Raw genomic sequence first — 20,238 nt, forward strand, 5'->3', positions numbered from 1 at the left:
CCAGGCTCTTGATCCGGCCCAGGGAGCGAGACATGCTCGCGCCATGGTCGCCGTTGTTTCCAGACGCTGGATGCTCGCCCAGACGCTCGGCGTCGGCTTCACCGCGTTGCTCCCGGTTCGGGCGGCGCGAAGTGCCAAATGGCCGAAGATCGACGCGACGTTTCTTTTTGCCGCCGACATCCACGCCTGCCGCATGGCCAGCGGCCTGAGCCCGCATTGCCAGGCAGAAGGCAAGACCGACGAGAACCTGCGCCGGCATATCGCAGCGCTGAACGGGGTCGGCGCCTTCGCATGGCCGCGCGAGATCGGCGGAGTGGCGAGCGGGTTGGCGAGCGCTGGCCAAAGGATCGACCGGCCGCTTGGCTTGGTGATCGGCGGCGACATGACCGACGATGGCGGCGGACAGGTGACGCAACCGCATGAAGGCACGCAGCTTCTGCAGTTCAGCCAGCGCTATCAGGAAGGCAACGGCCCCGACCGGGTGCATGTGCCTGTCTATGTCGGGCTCGGCAATCACGACCTCGACCAGGATGGTCCGCCGCCGCATGTCGACTGGTATCGGCGCGAGATGCGCGACTATGTCGAGATCAACCACCGCCCAAGCGTATTCTTCAAGCCGCCGGTGCCTGCCAGCAACTATGACGCGCCGTCCGATTGCTATTCATGGGACTGGGGCGGGCTGCACCTTGTCCAGATGCACAGATTTGCTGGTGACACCTCCAGGGGCGCCGTCAGCGCGCTCGGCTGGCTGAAACAGGATCTCAAAACCTTCGCCGGCGATGGCCGACCGGTGATCCTGTTCCAGCACTATGGCTGGGACCGTTTCTCGATCGAGAGATGGGACCCGGATGCCCACAGGTTCGACGATTCCGGCAGCGGCCAGCCGCACTGGTGGAGCGACGACGACCGGCACGCACTGCTTGAGGTGATCGACGGCACTAACGTGATTGGCGTCTTCCATGGCCACCAGCACGAGACTGCGATGATCTACAAGCGCGACAGGCTCGACCTGTTCAAACCGAAGGCAGCCTTCATGGGCGGCTTTGCCGTGGTCCGCGTGACCGACACCTTCATGGATGTTGCGCTGGTGGAAGCCGGCCCGCACGGCAGCGTCATCTTCACCAACGCCTTCAGCAAGGTTCTGGATCACACACGCTGAAGTGGCGTTGCACCCTTCCGCCTGGCTCCAAGACGGTCTATGTCAGTTGTGTTCGGAGGGCTTTGCATGACCATCAGACTGATCCTCGCCGGCTGCGGCAACATGGGCTACGCCATGCTCACGGGCTGGCTCAATTCGGGCAAGCTCGCGCCCGAGGAAACCTTCGTGGTCGAACCCAATGCCGAGCTTCGCGCCCGCGCCGCCGACCTCGGCAGCCGGGTCGCCTCGGAAGTCGGTGGCATACCGGCCGATGCCGCCCCCGAAATCATCGTCATTGCCGTCAAGCCGCAGGTCATTCGCGAAGTAACCGCCGGCTATCGCCGCTTCGGAAATAGCCGCACGACATTCGTCAGCGTTGCCGCGGGCACGCCGGTCGCCACCTTCGCCGACATCCTCGGCAGCCACACGCCGATTGCGCGCTGCATGCCCAACACGCCGGCGGCCATCGGCAAGGGCATGATGGTGGTCTATTCCAACGAGCACGTCACCGAAGCGGCCAAGGACATCGTCGGCGACCTTTTGTCGGCAAGCGGCGAGGTCGCGACCATCGCCGACGAGGGCCTGATGGATGCGGTGACGGCGGTGTCCGGTTCGGGCCCGGCCTACATCTTCCATTTCATCGAGTGCCTGACCGCTGCGGCCGAAAACGCCGGGCTGCCGTCAAACACCGCCTCCCTTCTTGCGATGCAGACAGTGTACGGGGCAGCGAGCCTTGCCGCTGAAAGCCGCGAAGATCCCGCCGTGCTGCGGCGCCAGGTAACCAGCCCCAACGGCACGACTGCGGCGGCACTTGGCGTCCTGATGGGCGAGGATCGTCTCAAGATTCTGCTGACGGAGGCCGTCGAGGCGGCCCGGCTGCGCTCGATCGAGCTCGGCAAGTAAGCTATTTCGTGTCAGCTTCGGCTTGCAGCGCTTTGATATGAGGCGCCGCGGCCTCGTTGACCGCACGCTCCATGTCGCGGAACCGGCGAACGACGTCTTCGCCGACTGAGGTAAGCTCGGCACCGCCGCCGTGTTTACCGCCGGTCTTGGCTGCAACCAGCGGCTTGCCGAACATATCCTTCATCTCTTCGACCAGATCCCAGGCGCGCTTGTAGGACATTTCCATGGCGCGCGCCGCCGCCGAGATCGAGCCGGTGGCGGCGATTTGTTCGAGAAGTTCGACCTTGCCCGGACCGAGACGGCCCTTGGGGTCGAGATACAGTCGCAAGGTCAGAGATGGCATCGGCTACTCCAGTCAGTCGCTGGTTAGCACAAGCGGAGCCCCCGGAGAAAGATTGGCGCGATCGAATGCAACCGTCTTGATGACGGCAAAGACTTGGCGGCCGACACTGAGCTGAAGTGTTTCCAAGGACTGGCGGGTGATGCGCGAGACGAGCATGTCGCCGTGGCAATCGAGCCTAAGGTCGATCTGCGCACCGTTGACCTTGCCGATCTCGGCGATCCGCCCCGGCAGGATGTTGAGCGCGCTCAGCCCTTGCGGCCGCTCGGTGGCGATCATCACGTCGCGCGCCCTGATGCGGACGCGAACCTTGGACCCCACCGACAAGGCAATGCTCGGCACGCGCATTTCGCCGGCAGCGGCGCCCAGCACGGTCATGCCGAATATCTCATCATGGCGCAGGACGGTCATGTCGAGCACGGCACCGCCCTCGCCCACCTCTTCCGGCGGCAACAAGTCGAGGCGCTGCATGATCTCGATTGTCGGTCCGGACGCGGCAACCTTGCCTTCGGCCATCACCACGATGTCGGTGGCGAGCCGCGCCACCTCTGATATGGAGTGGCTGACATAGACGATCGGGATTTTGGTCTCGTCGCGCAGACGTTCAAGATACGGCATGATCTCGGACTTGCGGGCATCGTCGAGCGAAGCCAGCGGCTCGTCCATCAGCAGCAGCCTTGGACTCGCCAGAAGCGCACGGCCAATGGCGACGCGCTGCTTTTCGCCACCCGAAAGCAGCGCCGGACGCCGCGCCAGCAGATGGCCGATGCCGAGCATCTCGACGACCCGGTCGAACTCGGCGTAACGCTCGGTCCGCGGCGTGAACCAGCGGCCATAGAGCAGGTTCGAACGCACGTTGAGGTGCGGAAACAGCCGCGCGTCCTGGAAAACGAAACCGAGCCGGCGCCCATGAGCCGGCACGAACATGCGCGCCGCCGTATCGACCAGCGTCCTGTCGCCGATGATGACGCGGCCGGCGTCGGGGCGGATCAGGCCGGCGATGATGTTGATGAGCGAGGTCTTGCCCGAACCGGACGGCCCGAACAAGGCGGTCAGCTGGCCAGCACTTTCGAAGCTGGCTTCAAGGTTCAGCGCGCCGAGGCGGTGATGGACATCGACGAGCAGTGTCATCCGACATCCATGCGTTGGCCGATGCGGCGGGCGAACATCTCGGAAACGACAAGCGCGATCATCGAAATGGCGATCGAGATCAGCGTCAGCCGCAGCGCGCCGGCGTCGCCGCCCGGCACCTGGGTGAAGGTGTAGATTGCCGATGGCAGGGTCTGGGTCTCGCCGGGGATGTTGGAGACGAAGGTGATGGTGGCGCCGAACTCGCCCATCGCCTTGGCAAAGGACAGGATCATGCCGGCGACGACGCCTGGCAGGATCAAAGGCAGCGTCACGGTCAGGAAGACCCAGAGCGGGTTCGCGCCCAACGTGCCGGCAGCCGATTCAAGGCGCCGGTCGACCGCCTCGATGGACAGGCGGATAGCGCGCACCATCAGCGGAAAGCCCATGATCGCACAGGCAAGGGCGGCACCGGTCCAGCGGAAGGAAAAGACGATGCCGAAATATTCGTCGAGGAACGAGCCGATGGGGCCGCGCCGGCCAAAGCTCAGAAGCAGCAGGTAGCCGGTGACAACGGGAGGAAGGACGAGCGGCAAGTGGACGACGCCGTTGAGCAACGACTTGCCCCAGAAATTGCCGCGCGCGAGCAAAAGGGCAATGGCAATGCCGAAAGGCAGGCTGGCAGCCATCGCCCACAGCCCGACCTTGATCGACAGGTGGACCGCATTCCATTCGTCAGGAGTGAGGTCCAGCCATGTCATGCGTCAGTCTGAATGCCTTTAGTTGGAAGCGACGGGCGCAAGCATAGTGAAACCTTGCGCTTCGAACAGCTCCCTAGCCTTGGCGGACTGAAGATATTTCACATACGCTTCCGCGTCCGTGTTCTTCGAGCCCGCCGTCACGCCAACCGGATAGACGATGGGAGGATGCGTCTCTTCCGGGAAAATGCCGACGATCTTGACGCCCGGCTCGGCGGTCGCGTCGGTCTGGTAGACGATGCCGAGCGGCGCTTCGCCCGTCGACACGAGCTTGAGTGCCGCGCGCACGTTTTCAGCCTGGGCGATCTTGCCTTCGACCGACGACCAGACGCCGAGCTTCTCGAGCGCGGCCTTGCCGTACTTGCCGGCAGGCACGGCCTTGACGTCGCCCATGGCGAGGCGGCCTTCGCCGAGCAGTCCGGCGAGGTCGAAATTCGCCGCGATATCGGCCTTGGCGGCCGAATCCTTCGGCGCCACCAGCACAATGCGATTGCCGAGCAGCTTCACTTCCGAGCCATCCTTGATGAGCTTCTTTTCGGAAAGATACTTCATCCAGTCGAGGTCGGCGGAGATGAACACGTCGGCAGGCGCACCGCCTTCGATCTGCTTGGCGAGCGCCGAACTCGCGGCATAGGACGCGGTCGCGGACTTGCCGCCCTCGGCCTTCCAGGCCGCATCGACGGCGTCGAGCGCATTCTTCAGGCTGGCGGCGGCAAACACCACGACATCACCGTCGGCGCGCGCTGCCGGCAGGCCGAGTGCGAGCACCGCGGCCAGGCCACCAACCATTGCGGCGAACCGCACCCCAAATCCCCTACGCGTAAGCATCCTCATTCCTCCGTCGTTGCCGGCCGCCTGGCCGAGATTCGTTATATTCATACGGATATAACAAAAGGCAGGCAACCACCCGACCGGGTGGTTTTGAACGAAACAGTTGCGATGGTTTCGATGCCAATCGCGCCTTTGCCTGGCATGGCAATCCGGGGAAGACTGGACCACCGCATCATGTCATATGTGGCCGCCTAACCATGGGACATCTGGTTCTGGCACGCTGCGGCCGGCGCGGTTCGTCCCTCCCGCCCCACTGTCGACGAGACCTCCCCACATGGCCGGCATATCAACCTACGAAATCATCTGGCTCGCCATTGCTCTTCTGGGCGCCGGCGCCATCACCGGCCTTCTCGCCGGCGTCTTCGGTGTCGGCGGCGGCACGGTCATCGTGCCGGTGCTCTACGAACTGTTCCAGTCCGTCGGCGTGCCGGAAGAAGTACGCATGCCTTTGTGCGTCGGTACTTCGCTGGCGATCATCATTCCGACGTCGATCCGCTCGTTCAATGCGCATCGGGCCAAAGGCGCGGTCGACATGGCCATTCTCAAGCAGTGGGCGATCCCTGTCATCGTCGGCGTCGCCATGGGCAGTTTCATTGCCCGCTACGCACCGGCCGACCTGTTCAAGGCGGTGTTCGTCGTCGTTGCCGGCATTTCGGCGATCCGGCTGCTGTTCGGCAAGGATTCCTGGCGGCTCGGGCTCGACATGCCCGGCAAGCTGGTCATGAACATCTATGGCTGGGTCATCGGCGTGCTGTCGAGCCTGATGGGCATCGGCGGCGGCCAGCTCTCCAACCTGTTCATGACCTTCTACGGCCGGCCGATCCACCAGGCGGTCGCCACCTCGTCAGGCCTCGGCGTGCTGATCTCGATCCCCGGCGCGCTCGGCTACATCTATGCCGGCTGGCCGCGCGCCGCCGAATATCCCGATGTCGCCGCCCTGCAGTTTCCGCTATCGCTCGGCTATGTCTCGCTGGTCGGCATGATCCTGTTCGTTCCGACCAGCGTGCTGACCGCTCCGCTCGGAGCAAAACTAGCCCATGCGTTGTCGAAGCGAAAGCTGGAGGTCGCCTTCGGTATCTTCTTGCTTCTGATCAGCCTGCGTTTCCTGATCAGCCTGATTGGCTGAACAAACGCCCGGCACTGCCGGGCGTTCTCGTTTTCGCAGCTCCGATGGCTCGGATCAGGCCCGCTCGAGCGCGACCGCAATGCCTTGGCCGACGCCAATGCACATGGTGGCAAGCGCCAGCCTGCCGCCGCGCAGGCCGAGCTCAAGCGCGGCAGTACCGGCGATGCGGGCGCCCGACATGCCAAGCGGGTGGCCCAGTGCGATGGCGCCACCATTCGGGTTCACGTGCTCCGCATCCCAGGCGATGCCAAGGTCGCGCAGCACGGCAAGGGCTTGGGAGGCGAAGGCTTCATTGAGTTCGATGACGTCGAAATCGGAAGGCTGAATGCCCAGTCGGGCGCACAGCTTCTTCGTCGCCGGCGCCGGGCCAATGCCCATGATGCGTGGGGCAATACCGGAAGCCGCACCGCCTAGCACACGCGCAATCGGCGTCAGGCCATGCTTCTTCACCGCCGCCTCGGAGGCGACGATCAACGCTGCTGCACCGTCGTTGACGCCCGAAGCGTTGCCGGCCGTCACCGTGCCGCCTTGGCGGAACGGTGTCGGCAGCTTGGCCAGCGTCTCGATTGACGTGCCGGCGCGCGGATGCTCGTCCTTTGAAACGACGATGGCGTCGCCCTTGCGCTGCGGGATGGTCACCGGCGTGATCTCCTTGCCGAGACGGCCATTGTCCTGAGCGGCGACGGCCTTGTTTTGGCTGCGAACCGCGAAAGCGTCCTGGTCGGCACGGGTGACGGCAAAGTCCTCCGCCACGTTTTCGCCGGTCTCCGGCATCGAATCGACGCCGTACTGCGTCTTCATCAGCGGATTGACGAAGCGCCAGCCGATGGTGGTGTCATGGATCTCGGCATGGCGCGAGAACGCAGCGTCGGCCTTGGGCATGACGAAAGGCGCGCGGCTCATGCTTTCGACGCCGCCTGATATCATCAGATCGGCTTCGCCTGATTTGATCGCCCGGGCAGCCGCAATCAATGCGTCCATGCCAGAACCGCAAAGGCGGTTGATCGTCGTGCCCGAGACGTCCTGCGGTAGGCCGGCCAAAGCAGCGACATGCGGGCAACGTTGCGGTTGTCCTCGCCGGCCTGGTTGGCGCAGCCGAAAACGACGTCGTCGACGGCGGCCCAATCGACGGACACATTGCGCTCCATCAATGCCTTGAGCGGAACAGCCCCCAGATCGTCGGCGCGGACCGACGACAAGGCACCGCCGAAGCGGCCGATCGGCGTGCGGATGTAGTCGCAGATATAGGCCTCAGCCATCCCTTGATCCTCGCTTTGCGCCAGCCGCCTCGCCCTTGTGGGCGGCGTCGGTGCGTGCCTTGAGGTCGCGCAGCGTCTTCAGCTCCAGTTCGGTCGGCGCAGGTGTTTGCTCGAGCGTGTCGGCAAATTTCACCGTCCAGCCGCAGGTCTCCTGCACCTTGTCAGGGGGCACACCCGGATGCAGCGAAACCACGGTGAACTCCTTGGTGTCAGGGTCCGGCTTCCAGATCGCCAGATCGGTGATCAAAAGTGTCGGACCCTTGGTGTCGATGCCGAGACGCTGGCGATGGTCGCCGCCATCGCCATGGCCGAAGGAGGTGTAGAAGTCGATCTTGTCGACCATGCCGCGCTTGGTCTGCACCATGGTGATGTAGATTTCCTTCGACGACGTCGCGATCTCCGGTGCGCCGCCGCCGCCCGGCAGGCGGGTCCTGGGGTGGGCGTAGTCGCCGATGACAGTTGTGTTGATGTTGCCGAACTTGTCGAGCTGGGCGGCACCGAGGAAGCCGATCGAAATGCGCCCGCCCTGCAACCAGTAGCGGAACATCTCCGGCACTGAAACGGTGGTGACGGCGGTGTCGCACAATTCGCCGTCGCCGATCGACAGCGGCAGCACGTCGGGCGCTGTGCCGATGGTGCCCGATTCGTAGATCAGCGTGATGTCGGGCGCATGCGTCAGCCGCGCGACATTGCAGGCGGCCGACGGCGCGCCGATGCCGACGAAGCAGACGTCGTCGCCTTTCAGGGCGCGCGAGGCGGCAATGGTCATCATCTCATTGGGGGTGAAGCCAATTTCGCTCATGCCACGCTCCTCAGCTGTTCGACACGGGCGGCAAAATCATCGGCGCTCTTTTCGATGACGTTGTTTTGCATCCACGCGCGGAAGCGGTCGCGGTCGGCTGATATCTCGTCCCATTCGAGATAAGACGCGTTGTCCCTGACATAATAGCCATGGGCGTAGGATGGGTGCGCCCCGCCCGGCACGACTGAAATCGCCGTGACCGACCAGTTCGGCAGCACGGTCAGGTTGGGGTGCAGGTCGTCAAAATTGTCGACCACTTCCTCGACGGTGACCACGGCGCGCTTGGCGGCCAGGGCTGCTTCCTTCTGGATGCCGATGATGCCTTCGACCAGCACGTCGCCGCGTCTGTTGGCCTTCTGGGCATGGATGAAGGTGACGTCGGGCCGAACCGACGGAACGGCGGCCAGCACCTCGCCGGTAAACGGACAGGTCACCGACCTGATGTTCGGGTTGACTTTGGCGAGCTCGGCACCGCGATAACCGCGGAAGATGGCGCAAGGCAGGCCGGCCGCTCCCGCCTCATAGGCGTTGGCCATGGCCGCGTGGCTATGCTCCTCGATCTCCAGCGGATGCGGAAAACCGTTCTCGACGGCGTCGCGCAGACGGCGCAGCAGGCCAACGCCGGGGTTGCCGGCGTAGGAGAAGACCACCTTCCTGGCCATGCCCATGCCGATCATCTGGTCGTAGATCAGGTCGGGCGTCATGCGGACCAGCGTCAGGTCCTTGAGACCCTGGCGGATCGCCTCATGCGCGGCCGCAGTGGGAATGAGATGCGTGAACCCTTCGAAGGCCACTGTGTCGCCGTTGTTGAGATTGTCGGCGACCGCCTGCGACAGGGGGAGAAATTTGGTCATCGCGTTTCGTCCCGTTTGTCCAAAGTTCACCCAAAAGTTCGTATTGCGAACATTTGTTTTATATGCGATACATTTTTGAGCCAAGATGATGCCGGAGTCAATGAGATGACTCCGCGGCGACGCCATTCCCGAGGGATCTGCCATGAGCGACGAACAACCCGTCCGCGATCACGTCGCTTCGCTGGAGCGCGGGCTCGCCGTCATGGAGATCCTGGCTGCCAATCCAGCCGGCCTGACGCTGACCGAAACCGCTGACAAGGCCGGCCTAACCCGCGCCGGCGCCCGGCGCTTCCTGCTGACGCTGGTAGCAACTGGCTATGCCGTACAGGCGGGACGGAATTTTTCTCTATCACCAAGGCTTCTGGCGCAGGCCCGCATCTGGCTGCATGGCGTTCCGCTCTGGACCTTCGCCGAACCCTTCATGCGCGAGACCGCAGCCAAGCTGCACGAATCCTGTTCGGCGGCGATCCTGTCGGGCGAAGACATGGTCTATGTCGCGCGCGTGCCCGGGCCACGAATCATCGGCGTCGACCTGCAGGTCGGGGCGCACCTTCCCGCCCACTGTACAGCGATGGGGCGCGTTCTGCTTTCAGGTCTGAACGACGCGGATCTTGAGGCGTTCATGACGGGCGCTGGCATTGCCCAGCGCACCCCCAGGACGATCACCGACCGGACAAAGCTGGTTGAGATCGTCAAAGATGTTGGCCGCAGCGGCTTTGCCATTGTCGATGAAGAGCTGGAGATCGGCCTGCGCTCGATCGCTGTGCCGCTGCGCGACCGCTCCAATGCCATCGTCGCCGCGATCAACGTCTCGACGCAGACCTCGCGCCACACGCCGGCTCAGATGGAAGCAGAACTCCTGCCGATCCTTCGGCAGGTGGCGGCACGGATCAGCGATTTCTTCGTCGTGCAGTGATCAGGCGGCTTCGGCGAGACCGTTGCGCTTGGCATTCAGCCGGATGACGGCCCGGATCGGCAGGTGATCGGAGGCGATGCGCGCCAGCGCCGTATCGTGCGCCTCGAGCTCGGTGAGCAGGCTGTGCGGCCTGGCCATGACACGGTCGAGCGCCAGCACCGGGAAGCGCGAAGGAAAACTCGGAACGATCGCATGCGTCGGCCCGAAAGCCGGCTCCAGGCTGCGCAGCGACGAGCGCTTGCCCAGCCGCCATTCGTTGAGGTCGCCGACAAGCACCGTCGGTCTGTCGCTGTGCAGTTCGGCGGCGGTCAACAGCGTGCCAGCCTGCAGCTTGCGCGAGTGGCGCAACAGGCCGAAATGCGCCGCGATGATCCTAAGCGGCCCTGCTTCGAGCTCGAGATCGACAACCACAGCACCGCGCGGCTCGGCCCCCGGCAGCACGATCTGCCGCGCCGAACTGACCGATCCCTTGCGAAACAGCACGACATTGCCGTGCCAGCCATGGCTCTTGCGCCGGCCGGCAAGCGGCACCGGAACAAGCCCGGTCTCGCGCTCGACGGCATCGAGGTCGAGCAACCCGGCACGGTCGCCAAAGCGCTGGTCGGCCTCCTGCAACGCGATGATGTCGGCGCCGATCTCGGAAATCACCTGCATCGTGCGTTGCGGGTCGAAACGGCGATCGAGCCCGACACATTTGTGGACGTTGTAGGACGCGACGACGATTTCGCTGTGAGTGCCGGCTTCGGCGGTCAACGACCTGCCTTGCAGCTCAAACATCGAGGACGGGTGCGCCGCACCTGCTCCAGCGGGAATCTCAAAGCCTAGTCTGCTAGCCATCACTCGTCTGGAATCTCTGGGAAATTCGTGTTCAGTTGCGGCAGGCGTATGTGCCAACTGTAGCCTATATGGTCGAGCTATTCGAGGTTTACCACATGCGTCACGATAGCCTTCCACCGAAATGCTACCGTGAGGATATGGTTCCCTCCAAAGCCGATTGGCCGCCTGCCGCATGAAACTCATCGCAATTGCCATCGCTGTCGTGGGGATCCTGGTCCTCGCGTCGCTGTTGGCGGTCTATGCATATGGCCGCTTCGCCAAGCGCGCCCAGGGCACACCCTCCAGTGCATTGCCGACCGAAGAAGATGAAACCCAGTTCGACCGGCTGGTGGCCCCGCTTCTGCACAACCATCCGGACCAGAGCGGGCTGGCGCTGCTTTCATCCAACCTGCACGCCTTTGCCATCAGGGCCTACACGGCACGCCATGCCCAGCGCAGCCTCGACCTGCAATATTACTATTGGAAGGACGACCTGACCGGCAGCCTGCTCGCCAGGGAAATCCTCGGCGCCGCCGACCGCGGCGTGCGGGTGCGGCTGATCCTCGACGACATCAACGCCAAGGGCTACGACCCCAACTATCTCGCCCTCGACAGCCATCCCAACATCGAAGTCCGCCTGTTCAACCCGAGCTGGGCACGGGCCTTTGGCCTGCAGCGCGGGCTGGAGCTGGTGCTGCGCGCGGTGCGCACGACACGGCGCATGCACAACAAGGCATGGATCGCCGACGGCAGGCTGGCCATCGTCGGCGGGCGCAATGTCGGCGACGCCTATTTCGATGCCTCGGAGGACGCCAACTTTCGCGACATGGACCTTTTGCTCGTCGGCCCCGTGGTCGGCCAAACCGAAGCCATCTTCGACCGCTTCTGGAACAGCGAGGCGGTGTTGCCGATCCGCCATGTCACCGGCATGGCCAAGGGCGACCTGCCAGCGTTGCGCACCCGCCTCGAACACACGGCAACGACCGGCCTGGCGGAGCCCTACATCCATCGCGTTGCCGACGAGAGCCGGCAATGGTCGTCGTCGGGCATGGGAAAGCTGCGCTGGACCAGCGAGGCGACTGTTGCTTCCGATCCACCCGAAAAGGCATCAGGCGGAGGCCAGGATAGCTGGCTGATGACGGCCATCAGGCCGATCCTGACTTCGGCGCAACGACAATTGCGCATTGTCTCGCCCTATTTCATTCCCGGCGAGAACGGCACCCGCGAGCTGACCACGCTGGCCCGGAACGGGGTTGCGGTGACCGTGCTGACCAATTCGCTGGCCGCCACCGACGTCGCCGCCGTCCACGGCGCCTATGTCCGCTATCGCAAGCCACTGCTCAAAAGCGGCATCGACATCTACGAGTTGAAGCCGGACGAGGACCGCACCGACATGTCGCTGTTCGGCTCGAAGGGTGCGAGCCTGCACACCAAGGCGTTCATCGCCGACGGAGCGGCGGGCTTCGTTGGCTCGTTCAACTTCGACCCGCGCTCGGCCGCGCTCAACACCGAAATGGGCGTGCTGTTCAAGCAAGAGGAACTCGCAAGTGAAGTCGAGGCGGTGATATCGGCGCAGATCTCGCCGCGCAGCAGCTTCAGGCTTTCGCTGCACGGCGACAGACTGACCTGGACTGACAGGGCTGCCAACGCTCCACGCGAACTCAGGCACGAACCGCAGGCCAGCCTGCGGCGGCGGCTGGTGGCCAAGGTCATCAGCTATCTGCCGATCGAATCGCAGCTGTAGGCCAAACGCCGAGCCACGTACGAACAGGCGATTCGTAGCGATTTCTCTTACAAATACCGACAGATATCTACAGCTCGCCAGTTTTCAGCGGCTCGGCGCAAGTAATTCGAATCGGCACGGTAGATGCGCCGATTATGCAATGCAGGCGCAATGCGGCGCGCTCTTTAGATCGCTCCGCCGGCTCCGGGATTTCACGGAACCGGCAGAATCGGTCTGAAGGAGCGCCCCCGTGCGACATGAATGGAAACCGGAGCTGGACCAGCGCGGCGCACTGCCCGTCCGGTCATCGCCGCTACGCGCCGCGACGCGTCAATCGGTTTTCCTTCAGACACTCAGCCTCGGCGCCCGCATCTCGCTGAAGCGCTCGGCCGTGTTTTGCCTGCGATTCGCCTGCCGCCCGGTCAGCACCTTCAGCTGGATCAAATTCCTCGACGATTTTTCCCGCCAGCAGATGCTCGCCGGTCCGCATGACGACCTGCTGCGCAAGTCGCTGGATGTCTTTTTCATCACGGGAATCCCAAGCCCGGCTCGCCTCGAGCTGATGACCGAGCATTTCCGGATCGCGGCGGAACTGCTGCGGCACGACGATCTCGCAACCCTTTGGCGCGGCGAACGCCTCGACATGGGCGCTGTCAGCGGGCGCCACGAAGACTACAGCATGCAGATGCTGCTGGCCGACCATTGCGGCTGCCGCCATGAGGGCGTCTTCGCCATCAAGCTGGCGCGGGCGAGCGACGACTACACATTGTGGACAGCCAGCTTCGTCTTTGTCCGTGGCCAAGACGGCACGGCAAGCCTGGCGATCGGCGGCATGCAAGGGCCCAAAGGGGCGGAAGCGAAGCGCTCGGTCATATCAGCTACCCGATGCCTGGGTGGCCTGCGGCCCAAGGATGCCATGCTGCTTGCCCTGCACGGGCTGGTGTCACCGGCCAACCCGCCACACATCATGGCCGTCTCCAACGCCACACATGTCATCAACCAGCGCCGGCGCAAGCGCCGCCGGCTGATGCAGGCCGACCTCGACGGATACTGGACAGAACGCGGCGGCATGCCAGCCGAACCGTTCGGCTTCCGGCTGCCTGCGCCATCGGCGCCTCAAAGCGACAGCCCGAACCGACGCGAACAGAGCAAGCGCGCGTTCTGGGAAGCCGGTGCGCGGGTTTGCCGGACGTTCAGCCGAATTCAAGCCTTGAGATAGACCCGCAAACGGGCCGAAGCTCGCCCTGACACAGGTTCAAGCTCAGCATTCCACGGCATGGCGCGAAATGGCGGCAGCCATGGGCTGATTTGCGTCGAGCGTTTGCGTCTGAAGCGGTGACTAACGAACCTATCTGGCCCAATTCAAACGCATTCGGATCATTTTGTGTCGGCTACACATCCGCAATGCGCCTTGTGCGCAGCGTCGTTGCGCCACGCCGGCAGCAGAATCTGCACTTAACTCTTTGATTCTGATCGGGGAGAATGGTGCTGCCAGAGAGGATTGAACTCTCGACCTCTCCCTTACCAAGGGAGTGCTCTACCACTGAGCTACGGCAGCAACTGTGAACGGGGCGGCTTGTGCCACATGATTCCCGGGAGCGCAAGTTATCAGTTGCGCCAAATCGTGTATCATTTTCCACAGGCCCGCTTACGCCACAATACTGGCCATTTCCGTTGCCAAGCCGCTATGAACGATCGACAAGCGGGGACCACCACATGTCGTCGAAACCAAAGATGCCCTCAAGCGGTGCCGACAAGCGCCAGGAGCGGCTCGCAGCCGAGTTGCGCGCCAACCTGATGAAACGCAAGGCGCAGGCGCGCTCGCGACGCACCGGAGAAGCCGATACGAGGCCGGAAGGCCTTGCCGCGGCCGAGGGTGAGACGGAGAAACCCGAGAAAGCCTGACCGGCAACGGCAGGCGCTTGGCGCCAACGACCGTAAAAACCGGCTTTCTTGAACCTGAAAGCGCGATGGTCTAGACGGGCGGCAAGAAAATTTCTCGCCAGAACCGGGATCGCCCGGAGAAACGACGGCCAATGGATCGCATCAGAATTGTCGGCGGCAACGAGCTGACCGGAACCATCCCGATCTCGGGCGCGAAGAACGCAGCCCTTCCCCTGATGATCGCCTCGCTGCTCACCGACGATACGCTGACGCTCGAAAACGTGCCGCATCTGGCCGATGTCGAACAGCTGATCCGCATTCTCGGCAATCACGGCGTCGACTACTCCGTCTCCGGCCGCCGCGAGCGCCAGGGCGAAGGCTATTCGCGCACCATCAGCTTTACCGCGCGTAACATCGTCGACACCACGGCTCCTTACGAGTTGGTCTCCAAGATGCGCGCCAGCTTCTGGGTCATCGGCCCGCTGCTTGCCCGCATGGGCGAGGCCAAGGTGTCGTTGCCCGGCGGTTGTGCCATCGGCACACGGCCGGTCGACCTGTTCATCGACGGCCTGCAGGCGCTTAGCGCCAAGATCGAGGTCGAAAACGGCTACATCCTGGCCTCGGCCAAGAACCGCCTCACCGGCAACCGTTACACCTTCCCCAAGATCTCGGTCGGCGCGACCCATGTGCTGATGATGGCAGCAACGCTCGCCCGCGGCGAGACGGTGCTCGAAAACGCCGCGCGTGAGCCCGAGGTCGTCAACCTTGCCGAGTGCCTCAATGCCATGGGCGCCAGGATCACCGGCCAGGGCACTTCGACGATCACCATCGAAGGCGTCGATTCGTTGTCGGGTGCGCGCCACCGCGTCATCCCCGACCGCATCGAGACCGGCACCTACGCCATGGCGGTCGCCATGACCGGCGGTGACGTGCTGCTCGAAGGCGCGCGTGCCGACCTTTTGCAGGGCGCGCTCGATATCGTGTCCCAGACCGGGGCCGAAATCATCCAGACCAATTCCGGCATCCGCGTGCTGCGCAACGGCTCGGGCATTTCGCCGGTCGACGTCACCACCGAGCCCTTCCCCGGCTTCCCCACCGACCTGCAGGCGCAGTTCATGGGCCTGATGACGATGTCGAAGGGCAAGTCGAAGATCACCGAAACGATCTTCGAAAACCGCTTCATGCATGTGCAGGAACTCGCCCGCCTTGGCGCGCACATCACGCTGTCGGGCCAGACGGCGATCGTCGAGGGTGTTTCCAAGCTCAAGGGTGCGCCGGTCATGGCAACCGATCTGCGCGCCTCGGTGTCGCTGGTCATCGCCGGCCTCGCCGCCGAGGGCGAGACGGTGGTCAACCGCGTCTACCATCTCGACCGCGGCTTCGAGCGCCTCGAAGAAAAGCTGTCGCGTTGCGGCGCGGTGATCGAGCGCATCAGCGGCTGAGTTAAGGAATGGGGCAGTAAGGCAGCAGGGCAATAAGTGACTTCCGCCCCAATGCCTTACTGCCCTAGTCCCTTACTGCCCTACTTGCCCTCACGCGCGGTTGCGCGCTGCACCAAGACCGCCTAACAAAGCCGGACGCATCACCTTTCCGCACAGGCAGCCGACCGGACATGAACCTGCTCAAACTAGTCGCCCTCGACGAAGAAGATCTGGAGATCGTTTCGGCGCATGTGCAGGATGCGGTGATCAAGGTCGTCGACCTCGCTTTCGATGCCCCCGCCAAGCGTTTTGCGCTGGCGATGAACCGTTTCGCCTGGGAAACCAAGACCGGCTTCTTCCGACCCAAATACGAGCGGCGCAGGTCGATCCTGCATTTCGACCGCGTGCTGTCGGCCCAGTTGCAGGGCATCTCCCGGACCAAAAGCGACGACGTGCTGGAGCTTCTGGCCATCGGCTTCGCCCAGGACGAGGGTCCTGCCGGCACCATCGAGCTGTTGTTTTCCGGCGACGCCGCGATCCGGCTCGAGGTCGAGGTCATCGAGGCGCGACTGACCGACACCGGGGCTGCCTGGCAGGCCTCCTCTCGCCCCATTCACAAGACCTGAGCATTCCAGACGATGGCCATCACGCTTAGCCAATCCGACGCCGACTTCGAGAAGCGCTTCGCCGCCTTCCTGACGACCAAGCGCGAGGTCTCTCCCGACGTCGATGCGACGGTGCGCGCCATCATCGACGACGTGCGCACGCGCGGCGACGCGGCCCTGATCGACTACACCCGGAAATTCGACCGTGCCGACCTGTCGACGCTCGGCATTGCCGTGACCCGCGCCGACATCGACCAGGCCTACATCGACGCCGACCCCGAGACTGTCGAGGCGCTGCGCTTTGCCCGCGACCGCATCCGCTCGCACCATGCCCGCCAGATGCCCAAGGACGACCGCTATGTCGACCCGATCGGCGTCGAGCTTGGCTCGCGCTGGACCGCCGTCGAGGCGGTCGGGCTCTATGTGCCCGGCGGCACGGCGAGCTATCCGAGTTCGGTGCTGATGAATGCCGTGCCGGCGCAGGTTGCCGGCGTCGAGCGCATCGTCATCGTCGTGCCTGCCACCGGCGGCGTCATCAATCCGCTGGTGCTGGTCGCAGCCGATTTGGCCGGTGTATCTGAAATCTACCGTGTCGGCGGCGCCCAGGCGATTGCCGCCCTTGCCTATGGCACCGAGACCATCCGCCCCGTCGCCAAGATCGTCGGACCCGGCAACGCCTATGTCGCGGCTGCCAAGCGCCAGGTGTTCGGCACTGTCGGTATCGACATGATCGCCGGCCCATCGGAAGTGCTGATCGTTGCCGACAGTGACAACGATCCCGACTGGCTCGCCGCCGATCTGCTCGCCCAGGCCGAACATGACGTTTCGGCGCAATCAATCCTGATCACCGATGACGCCGCCTTCGGCAAATCGGTGGAACAAGCGGTCGAGCGCCAGATCAAGCTGCTGCCCCGCGCCGCGACGGCTGCCGCCAGTTGGCGCGACTTTGGCGCGGTGATCCTGGTCGACGACTTCGATGTGGCCATGCCATTGGTCAACCGCATCGCCGCAGAACACCTCGAGCTCGCCATTGCCGATCCGGAAGCCATGCTGCCAAAAGTGCGCAATGCCGGTGCGATCTTTGTCGGCAAGCATACGCCCGAAGTCATCGGCGACTATGTCGGCGGCTCCAACCACGTGCTGCCGACGGCACGCTCGGCGCGCTTCTCCTCGGGGCTGACGGTGCTCGACTTCGTCAAGCGCAGCTCGATCCTCAAGCTTGGCCCTGATCAGCTGCGCGCGCTGGCGCCGGCGGCGATCGCCTTGGCCAAGGCCGAAGGGCTCGACGCCCATGCGCGCTCCGTCGCCATCAGATTGAACATGTAGGCGCGATGTCCGACAAAGGCCACGCACGCTCCCGCCTGGTCGACGTCGAACTCGACGAATCGATCGGCCGTTCGACGCCCGACGTCGAGCATGAACGCGCGGTGGCGATCTTCGACCTGATCGAAGAGAACAGCTTTCATCCGATCAATGACGACGGCCATGGGCCCTATCGGCTCAAGCTGTCGCTTGTCGACGCCCGGCTGGTCTTCGCCATCTCGCGAGAGCATGGCGAAGCGGTGGTCACCCACATCCTGTCGCTGACGCCGTTCCGCCGCATCGTGAAGGACTACTTCATGATCTGCGAAAGCTATTACGAGGCGATTCGCTCTTCGACGCCGAGCCAGATCGAGGCGATCGACATGGGCAGGCGCGGCCTGCACAACGAAGGTTCGCAGACGCTGCTCGACCGCCTCTCCGGCAAGATCGAGATCGATTTCGACACCGCGCGGCGCCTCTTCACGCTGATCTGCGTGCTTCACTGGCGCGGATGACATATGGCGGCAAACGGTTCGTCTCCGCGCTCTATCCTGTTCATGTGCCGAATGAATTCGGTCCGCTCGCCGATGGCCGAGGCGATCGCCCGTCACAGTCTGCCGGCTTCGACCTTCGTGACCTCGGCGGGTGTACGCGCCGGCGACCGCGACCCGTTCGTCGATGCCGTGCTCGCCGAGGAAGGCATGGCGCTGAACGAGCACCAGCCGCGCACCATCGATGATCTCGAAGACGACTATTTCGACCTGATCGTGACACTCGCGCCCGAGGCCCATCACGCCGCGCTCGAGTTCACCCGCTCGATGGCTGTCGACGTCGAATACTGGCCGACACCCGATCCGACCGCGATCACCGGCACGCGCGATCAGATCATGCATGCCTATCGCGATGTGCGTGAGCGGTTGAAGCTCAGAATGGCCAAAAGATTTACTGCCCAGGCGCAAGCAAACGACGCCGATTAAGCGTGTTCACAAAGCGTGGAATATCATATAGGTTCCGCGAAAATTCCGGCCAGGTCGCCGGAAAGTCATCCAAACCAAAGGTACCGAATGCCGAAGGAAGAAGTCCTCGAGTTTCCGGGCGTCGTAACGGAATTGTTGCCGAATGCGATGTTCCGGGTCAAGCTCGAAAACGAACACGAAATCATCGCCCACACCGCCGGTCGCATGCGCAAGAATCGCATCCGCGTCCTCACCGGCGACAAGGTCCTCGTCGAAATGACGCCTTACGACCTGACCAAGGGCCGTATCACCTACCGCTTCAAGTAAGCCGCGCACAGCCCATCAGGCGCTCAGCCGGTCTCAGCTTACAGGATTTTGGATTGAGCGATCTGCAAAAGCTTGTGCTTGCCTCGGGTTCGCCCCGCCGCGTCGAGCTGTTGCAGCAGGCCGGCATCGAGCCCGACCGGCTGTTCCCGGCAGATGTCGACGAGCGCCCGATGCGGGCCGAGCACCCACGCTCGCTGGCCAAGCGCCTGTCGGTGACCAAGGCCCAGAAGGCGCACGACGTCCTGTCCAAGGAAGCCGAGCCGGCTTCCGGTTTCATCCTTGCCGCCGACACTGTTGTCGCCGTCGGCCGCCGCATCCTGCCCAAGGCGGAGACATCGGATGAGGCGCTGCATTGCCTGCAGCTGCTTTCGGGCCGCTCGCACCGGGTCTATACCGGCCTCGCGCTGGTGACTCCCACCGGCAAGCTGCGCCAGCGCCTGGTCGAGACGCGCGTGCGTTTCAAGCGCCTGTCGAAGCAGGACATGGAAAACTACCTCGCCTCGGGCGAATGGCGCGGCAAGGCCGGTGGCTATGGCATCCAGGGCCTCGCCGGCACCTTCGTGGTCAAGCTCGTCGGCTCCTACACCAATGTCGTGGGCCTGCCGCTCTACGAGACGACGTCTTTGCTTTCGGGCGAAGGCTATCAGGTCCAGCTCAACTGGCAGGCTGGTGTGCGCGTATGACCGACAAGCCCAACGCCGTCGTAACACCCTTGCGCGCCAAGATCGCCTGCCCCGAATGCGGCAAGCCTTCGGCGCGCGACAGCTATCCGTTTTGTTCGCCGCGCTGCAAGGCCGTCGACCTCAACCGCTGGCTTTCAGGCAGCTACGCCATTCCCGTCCGCGACGACGAAGACGAGGATTCCAACGCAAACGGCGAAGCCGGCTGACAACGCTGAGCGGCCTTCGCAGCTTACGCAACGGCCTGTGATTTCTTTCAAGAAAAACACGTCGCAGGCGCTGGACAGCGGCAAATCTCGTGTTATAACCCACCCGCTTTCGAGGGTGCAGCGCACCACTCAAGGCTTCCGGGTCAAGGCTCTTGCTCGATCCTGGAACTAGGCCCAGATAGCTCAGTTGGTAGAGCAGCGGATTGAAAATCCGCGTGTCCGTGGTTCGAATCCGCGTCTGGGCACCACCTAACTCTCCGAAAAGTTCGAGTTTTCTAACTGCCCGAGTGGCCTCGGTGCCAGACGCGATAGCACAGTCT

At 63.7% G+C, this 20,238-nt stretch carries 22 protein-coding genes, 2 tRNA genes and 1 pseudogene; 16 read left to right on the forward strand and 9 right to left on the reverse strand.

What is annotated here, in order from left to right; translation table 11 throughout:
- The first annotated feature begins 43 nt into the window (after positions 1-43).
- A complete protein-coding gene (locus ACHMW7_RS24905) occupies positions 44-1,159 on the forward strand; it encodes a metallophosphoesterase (RefSeq protein ID WP_395448097.1) in 1,116 nt (371 codons plus the stop codon).
- A 66-nt stretch (positions 1,160-1,225) separates the two neighbouring features.
- On the forward strand, positions 1,226-2,041 hold the full coding sequence (gene proC, locus ACHMW7_RS24910) for a pyrroline-5-carboxylate reductase (RefSeq protein ID WP_395448098.1): 816 nt from the start codon (positions 1,226-1,228) through the stop codon (positions 2,039-2,041).
- A 1-nt stretch (position 2,042) separates the two neighbouring features.
- On the opposite strand, the gene ACHMW7_RS24915 is transcribed toward proC, so the two are convergent.
- The 4 genes from ACHMW7_RS24915 to modA are packed head-to-tail and all read right to left on the reverse strand — an operon-like array spanning position 2,043 to position 5,035.
- Positions 2,043-2,384: a winged helix-turn-helix domain-containing protein gene (locus tag ACHMW7_RS24915; protein WP_395448099.1), complete on the reverse strand. Its 342-nt coding sequence runs from the start codon at positions 2,382-2,384 to the stop codon at positions 2,043-2,045.
- Positions 2,385-2,396: 12 nt separating this feature from the next.
- Positions 2,397-3,512, reverse strand: a complete 1,116-nt coding sequence (modC, locus tag ACHMW7_RS24920) for a molybdenum ABC transporter ATP-binding protein (RefSeq protein WP_395448100.1) — start codon at positions 3,510-3,512, stop codon at positions 2,397-2,399.
- Positions 3,509-4,210 (reverse strand): molybdate ABC transporter permease subunit, encoded by a 702-nt coding sequence (gene modB, locus ACHMW7_RS24925; RefSeq protein WP_395448101.1) that lies wholly within the window; start codon positions 4,208-4,210, stop codon positions 3,509-3,511. Before modB ends, modC begins: the two co-directional genes overlap by 4 nt.
- A gap of 18 nt (positions 4,211-4,228) precedes the next feature.
- The gene (modA, locus tag ACHMW7_RS24930; RefSeq protein ID WP_395448102.1) at positions 4,229-5,035 is read right to left on the reverse strand and encodes a molybdate ABC transporter substrate-binding protein; all 807 of its coding nucleotides are present in this window, start codon (positions 5,033-5,035) and stop codon (positions 4,229-4,231) included.
- A gap of 277 nt (positions 5,036-5,312) precedes the next feature.
- Between modA and ACHMW7_RS24935 the strand changes: the two genes are divergently transcribed.
- Entirely contained in the window at positions 5,313-6,164 is an 852-nt protein-coding gene (locus ACHMW7_RS24935; protein WP_395448103.1) for a sulfite exporter TauE/SafE family protein, read from the forward strand.
- Positions 6,165-6,218: 54 nt separating this feature from the next.
- On the opposite strand, the pseudogene pcaF reads toward ACHMW7_RS24935, so the two are convergent.
- The 3 genes and pseudogenes from pcaF to ACHMW7_RS24950 form a co-directional block, all read right to left on the reverse strand.
- Positions 6,219-7,423: pseudogene (gene pcaF / locus ACHMW7_RS24940) on the reverse strand (3-oxoadipyl-CoA thiolase).
- On the reverse strand, positions 7,416-8,225 hold the full coding sequence (locus ACHMW7_RS24945; protein WP_395448104.1) for a CoA-transferase subunit beta: 810 nt from the start codon (positions 8,223-8,225) through the stop codon (positions 7,416-7,418). Before ACHMW7_RS24945 ends, pcaF begins: the two are co-directional and overlap by 8 nt.
- On the reverse strand, positions 8,222-9,079 hold the full coding sequence (locus ACHMW7_RS24950; RefSeq protein WP_395448105.1) for a CoA transferase subunit A: 858 nt from the start codon (positions 9,077-9,079) through the stop codon (positions 8,222-8,224). Before ACHMW7_RS24950 ends, ACHMW7_RS24945 begins: the two co-directional genes overlap by 4 nt.
- A gap of 142 nt (positions 9,080-9,221) precedes the next feature.
- Between ACHMW7_RS24950 and ACHMW7_RS24955 the strand changes: the two genes are divergently transcribed.
- Entirely contained in the window at positions 9,222-9,995 is a 774-nt protein-coding gene (locus ACHMW7_RS24955) for an IclR family transcriptional regulator C-terminal domain-containing protein (protein ID WP_395448106.1), read from the forward strand.
- Here the strand turns inward: ACHMW7_RS24955 and ACHMW7_RS24960 are convergent, their stop codons facing one another.
- Positions 9,996-10,772 carry an endonuclease/exonuclease/phosphatase family protein gene (locus tag ACHMW7_RS24960; protein ID WP_395451432.1) on the reverse strand — a complete coding sequence of 259 codons (777 nt, stop codon included), beginning with the start codon at positions 10,770-10,772 and terminating at the stop codon, positions 9,996-9,998. It abuts the gene before it with no gap.
- A 232-nt stretch (positions 10,773-11,004) separates the two neighbouring features.
- Here ACHMW7_RS24960 and ACHMW7_RS24965 point away from each other — a divergent pair, with 232 nt between their 5' ends.
- Positions 11,005-12,555: a phospholipase D family protein gene (locus ACHMW7_RS24965; protein ID WP_395448107.1), complete on the forward strand. Its 1,551-nt coding sequence runs from the start codon at positions 11,005-11,007 to the stop codon at positions 12,553-12,555.
- A gap of 229 nt (positions 12,556-12,784) precedes the next feature.
- Positions 12,785-13,753 carry a DUF535 family protein gene (locus ACHMW7_RS24970; RefSeq protein ID WP_395448108.1) on the forward strand — a complete coding sequence of 323 codons (969 nt, stop codon included), beginning with the start codon at positions 12,785-12,787 and terminating at the stop codon, positions 13,751-13,753.
- 264 nt (positions 13,754-14,017) lie between these two features.
- Here ACHMW7_RS24970 and ACHMW7_RS24975 read toward each other — a convergent pair.
- Positions 14,018-14,092 (reverse strand) — tRNA-Thr (locus ACHMW7_RS24975).
- Positions 14,093-14,250: 158 nt separating this feature from the next.
- Here ACHMW7_RS24975 and ACHMW7_RS24980 point away from each other — a divergent pair.
- The 10 genes from ACHMW7_RS24980 to ACHMW7_RS25025 all read left to right on the forward strand — a co-directional run bounded on the left by ACHMW7_RS24980 (position 14,251) and on the right by ACHMW7_RS25025 (position 20,166).
- Positions 14,251-14,439 (forward strand): hypothetical protein, encoded by a 189-nt coding sequence (locus tag ACHMW7_RS24980; RefSeq protein ID WP_395448109.1) that lies wholly within the window; start codon positions 14,251-14,253, stop codon positions 14,437-14,439.
- Between the two features lie 131 nt (positions 14,440-14,570).
- Positions 14,571-15,860, forward strand: coding sequence for a UDP-N-acetylglucosamine 1-carboxyvinyltransferase (gene murA, locus ACHMW7_RS24985; RefSeq protein ID WP_395448110.1), 1,290 nt, complete (start codon positions 14,571-14,573; stop codon positions 15,858-15,860).
- A 170-nt stretch (positions 15,861-16,030) separates the two neighbouring features.
- Positions 16,031-16,465 (forward strand): DUF2948 family protein, encoded by a 435-nt coding sequence (locus tag ACHMW7_RS24990; protein ID WP_395448111.1) that lies wholly within the window; start codon positions 16,031-16,033, stop codon positions 16,463-16,465.
- Positions 16,466-16,477: 12 nt separating this feature from the next.
- Positions 16,478-17,770 carry a histidinol dehydrogenase gene (gene hisD / locus ACHMW7_RS24995; RefSeq protein WP_395448112.1) on the forward strand — a complete coding sequence of 431 codons (1,293 nt, stop codon included), beginning with the start codon at positions 16,478-16,480 and terminating at the stop codon, positions 17,768-17,770.
- Between the two features lie 5 nt (positions 17,771-17,775).
- Positions 17,776-18,261: a UPF0262 family protein gene (locus tag ACHMW7_RS25000; RefSeq protein ID WP_067965312.1), complete on the forward strand. Its 486-nt coding sequence runs from the start codon at positions 17,776-17,778 to the stop codon at positions 18,259-18,261.
- Between the two features lie 51 nt (positions 18,262-18,312).
- Positions 18,313-18,723 carry a low molecular weight phosphatase family protein gene (locus ACHMW7_RS25005; RefSeq protein ID WP_395448113.1) on the forward strand — a complete coding sequence of 137 codons (411 nt, stop codon included), beginning with the start codon at positions 18,313-18,315 and terminating at the stop codon, positions 18,721-18,723.
- Positions 18,724-18,810: 87 nt separating this feature from the next.
- Positions 18,811-19,029, forward strand: a complete 219-nt coding sequence (infA, locus tag ACHMW7_RS25010; RefSeq protein WP_006200926.1) for a translation initiation factor IF-1 — start codon at positions 18,811-18,813, stop codon at positions 19,027-19,029.
- A 53-nt stretch (positions 19,030-19,082) separates the two neighbouring features.
- Positions 19,083-19,712, forward strand: coding sequence for a Maf-like protein (locus ACHMW7_RS25015; protein ID WP_395448114.1), 630 nt, complete (start codon positions 19,083-19,085; stop codon positions 19,710-19,712).
- On the forward strand, positions 19,709-19,918 hold the full coding sequence (yacG, locus tag ACHMW7_RS25020; protein WP_395448115.1) for a DNA gyrase inhibitor YacG: 210 nt from the start codon (positions 19,709-19,711) through the stop codon (positions 19,916-19,918). Before ACHMW7_RS25015 ends, yacG begins: the two co-directional genes overlap by 4 nt.
- 172 nt (positions 19,919-20,090) lie before the next feature.
- A tRNA-Phe gene (locus ACHMW7_RS25025) sits at positions 20,091-20,166 on the forward strand.
- Positions 20,167-20,238: the final 72 nt, after the last annotated feature.

The organism is Aminobacter sp. UC22_36 (assembly GCF_044056035.1).
Lineage (GTDB): Bacteria > Pseudomonadota > Alphaproteobacteria > Rhizobiales > Rhizobiaceae > Aminobacter.

What these genes read in the sequence shown, in the direction of transcription:
- ACHMW7_RS24905 (WP_395448097.1), top strand. Translation starts at nt 44, where the DNA reads ATGGTCGCCGTTGTTTCCAGACGCTGGATGCTCGCCCAGACGCTCGGC.
- proC (WP_395448098.1), top strand. Translation starts at nt 1,226, where the DNA reads ATGACCATCAGACTGATCCTCGCCGGCTGCGGCAACATGGGCTACGCC.
- ACHMW7_RS24915 (WP_395448099.1), bottom strand. Translation starts at nt 2,384, where the DNA reads ATGCCATCTCTGACCTTGCGACTGTATCTCGACCCCAAGGGCCGTCTC.
- modC (WP_395448100.1), bottom strand. Translation starts at nt 3,512, where the DNA reads ATGACACTGCTCGTCGATGTCCATCACCGCCTCGGCGCGCTGAACCTT.
- modB (WP_395448101.1), bottom strand. Translation starts at nt 4,210, where the DNA reads ATGACATGGCTGGACCTCACTCCTGACGAATGGAATGCGGTCCACCTG.
- modA (WP_395448102.1), bottom strand. Translation starts at nt 5,035, where the DNA reads ATGCTTACGCGTAGGGGATTTGGGGTGCGGTTCGCCGCAATGGTTGGT.
- ACHMW7_RS24935 (WP_395448103.1), top strand. Translation starts at nt 5,313, where the DNA reads ATGGCCGGCATATCAACCTACGAAATCATCTGGCTCGCCATTGCTCTT.
- ACHMW7_RS24945 (WP_395448104.1), bottom strand. Translation starts at nt 8,225, where the DNA reads ATGAGCGAAATTGGCTTCACCCCCAATGAGATGATGACCATTGCCGCC.
- ACHMW7_RS24950 (WP_395448105.1), bottom strand. Translation starts at nt 9,079, where the DNA reads ATGACCAAATTTCTCCCCCTGTCGCAGGCGGTCGCCGACAATCTCAAC.
- ACHMW7_RS24955 (WP_395448106.1), top strand. Translation starts at nt 9,222, where the DNA reads ATGAGCGACGAACAACCCGTCCGCGATCACGTCGCTTCGCTGGAGCGC.
- ACHMW7_RS24960 (WP_395451432.1), bottom strand. Translation starts at nt 10,772, where the DNA reads ATGTTTGAGCTGCAAGGCAGGTCGTTGACCGCCGAAGCCGGCACTCAC.
- ACHMW7_RS24965 (WP_395448107.1), top strand. Translation starts at nt 11,005, where the DNA reads ATGAAACTCATCGCAATTGCCATCGCTGTCGTGGGGATCCTGGTCCTC.
- ACHMW7_RS24980 (WP_395448109.1), top strand. Translation starts at nt 14,251, where the DNA reads ATGTCGTCGAAACCAAAGATGCCCTCAAGCGGTGCCGACAAGCGCCAG.
- murA (WP_395448110.1), top strand. Translation starts at nt 14,571, where the DNA reads ATGGATCGCATCAGAATTGTCGGCGGCAACGAGCTGACCGGAACCATC.
- ACHMW7_RS24990 (WP_395448111.1), top strand. Translation starts at nt 16,031, where the DNA reads ATGAACCTGCTCAAACTAGTCGCCCTCGACGAAGAAGATCTGGAGATC.
- hisD (WP_395448112.1), top strand. Translation starts at nt 16,478, where the DNA reads ATGGCCATCACGCTTAGCCAATCCGACGCCGACTTCGAGAAGCGCTTC.
- ACHMW7_RS25000 (WP_067965312.1), top strand. Translation starts at nt 17,776, where the DNA reads ATGTCCGACAAAGGCCACGCACGCTCCCGCCTGGTCGACGTCGAACTC.
- ACHMW7_RS25005 (WP_395448113.1), top strand. Translation starts at nt 18,313, where the DNA reads ATGAATTCGGTCCGCTCGCCGATGGCCGAGGCGATCGCCCGTCACAGT.
- infA (WP_006200926.1), top strand. Translation starts at nt 18,811, where the DNA reads ATGCCGAAGGAAGAAGTCCTCGAGTTTCCGGGCGTCGTAACGGAATTG.
- yacG (WP_395448115.1), top strand. Translation starts at nt 19,709, where the DNA reads ATGACCGACAAGCCCAACGCCGTCGTAACACCCTTGCGCGCCAAGATC.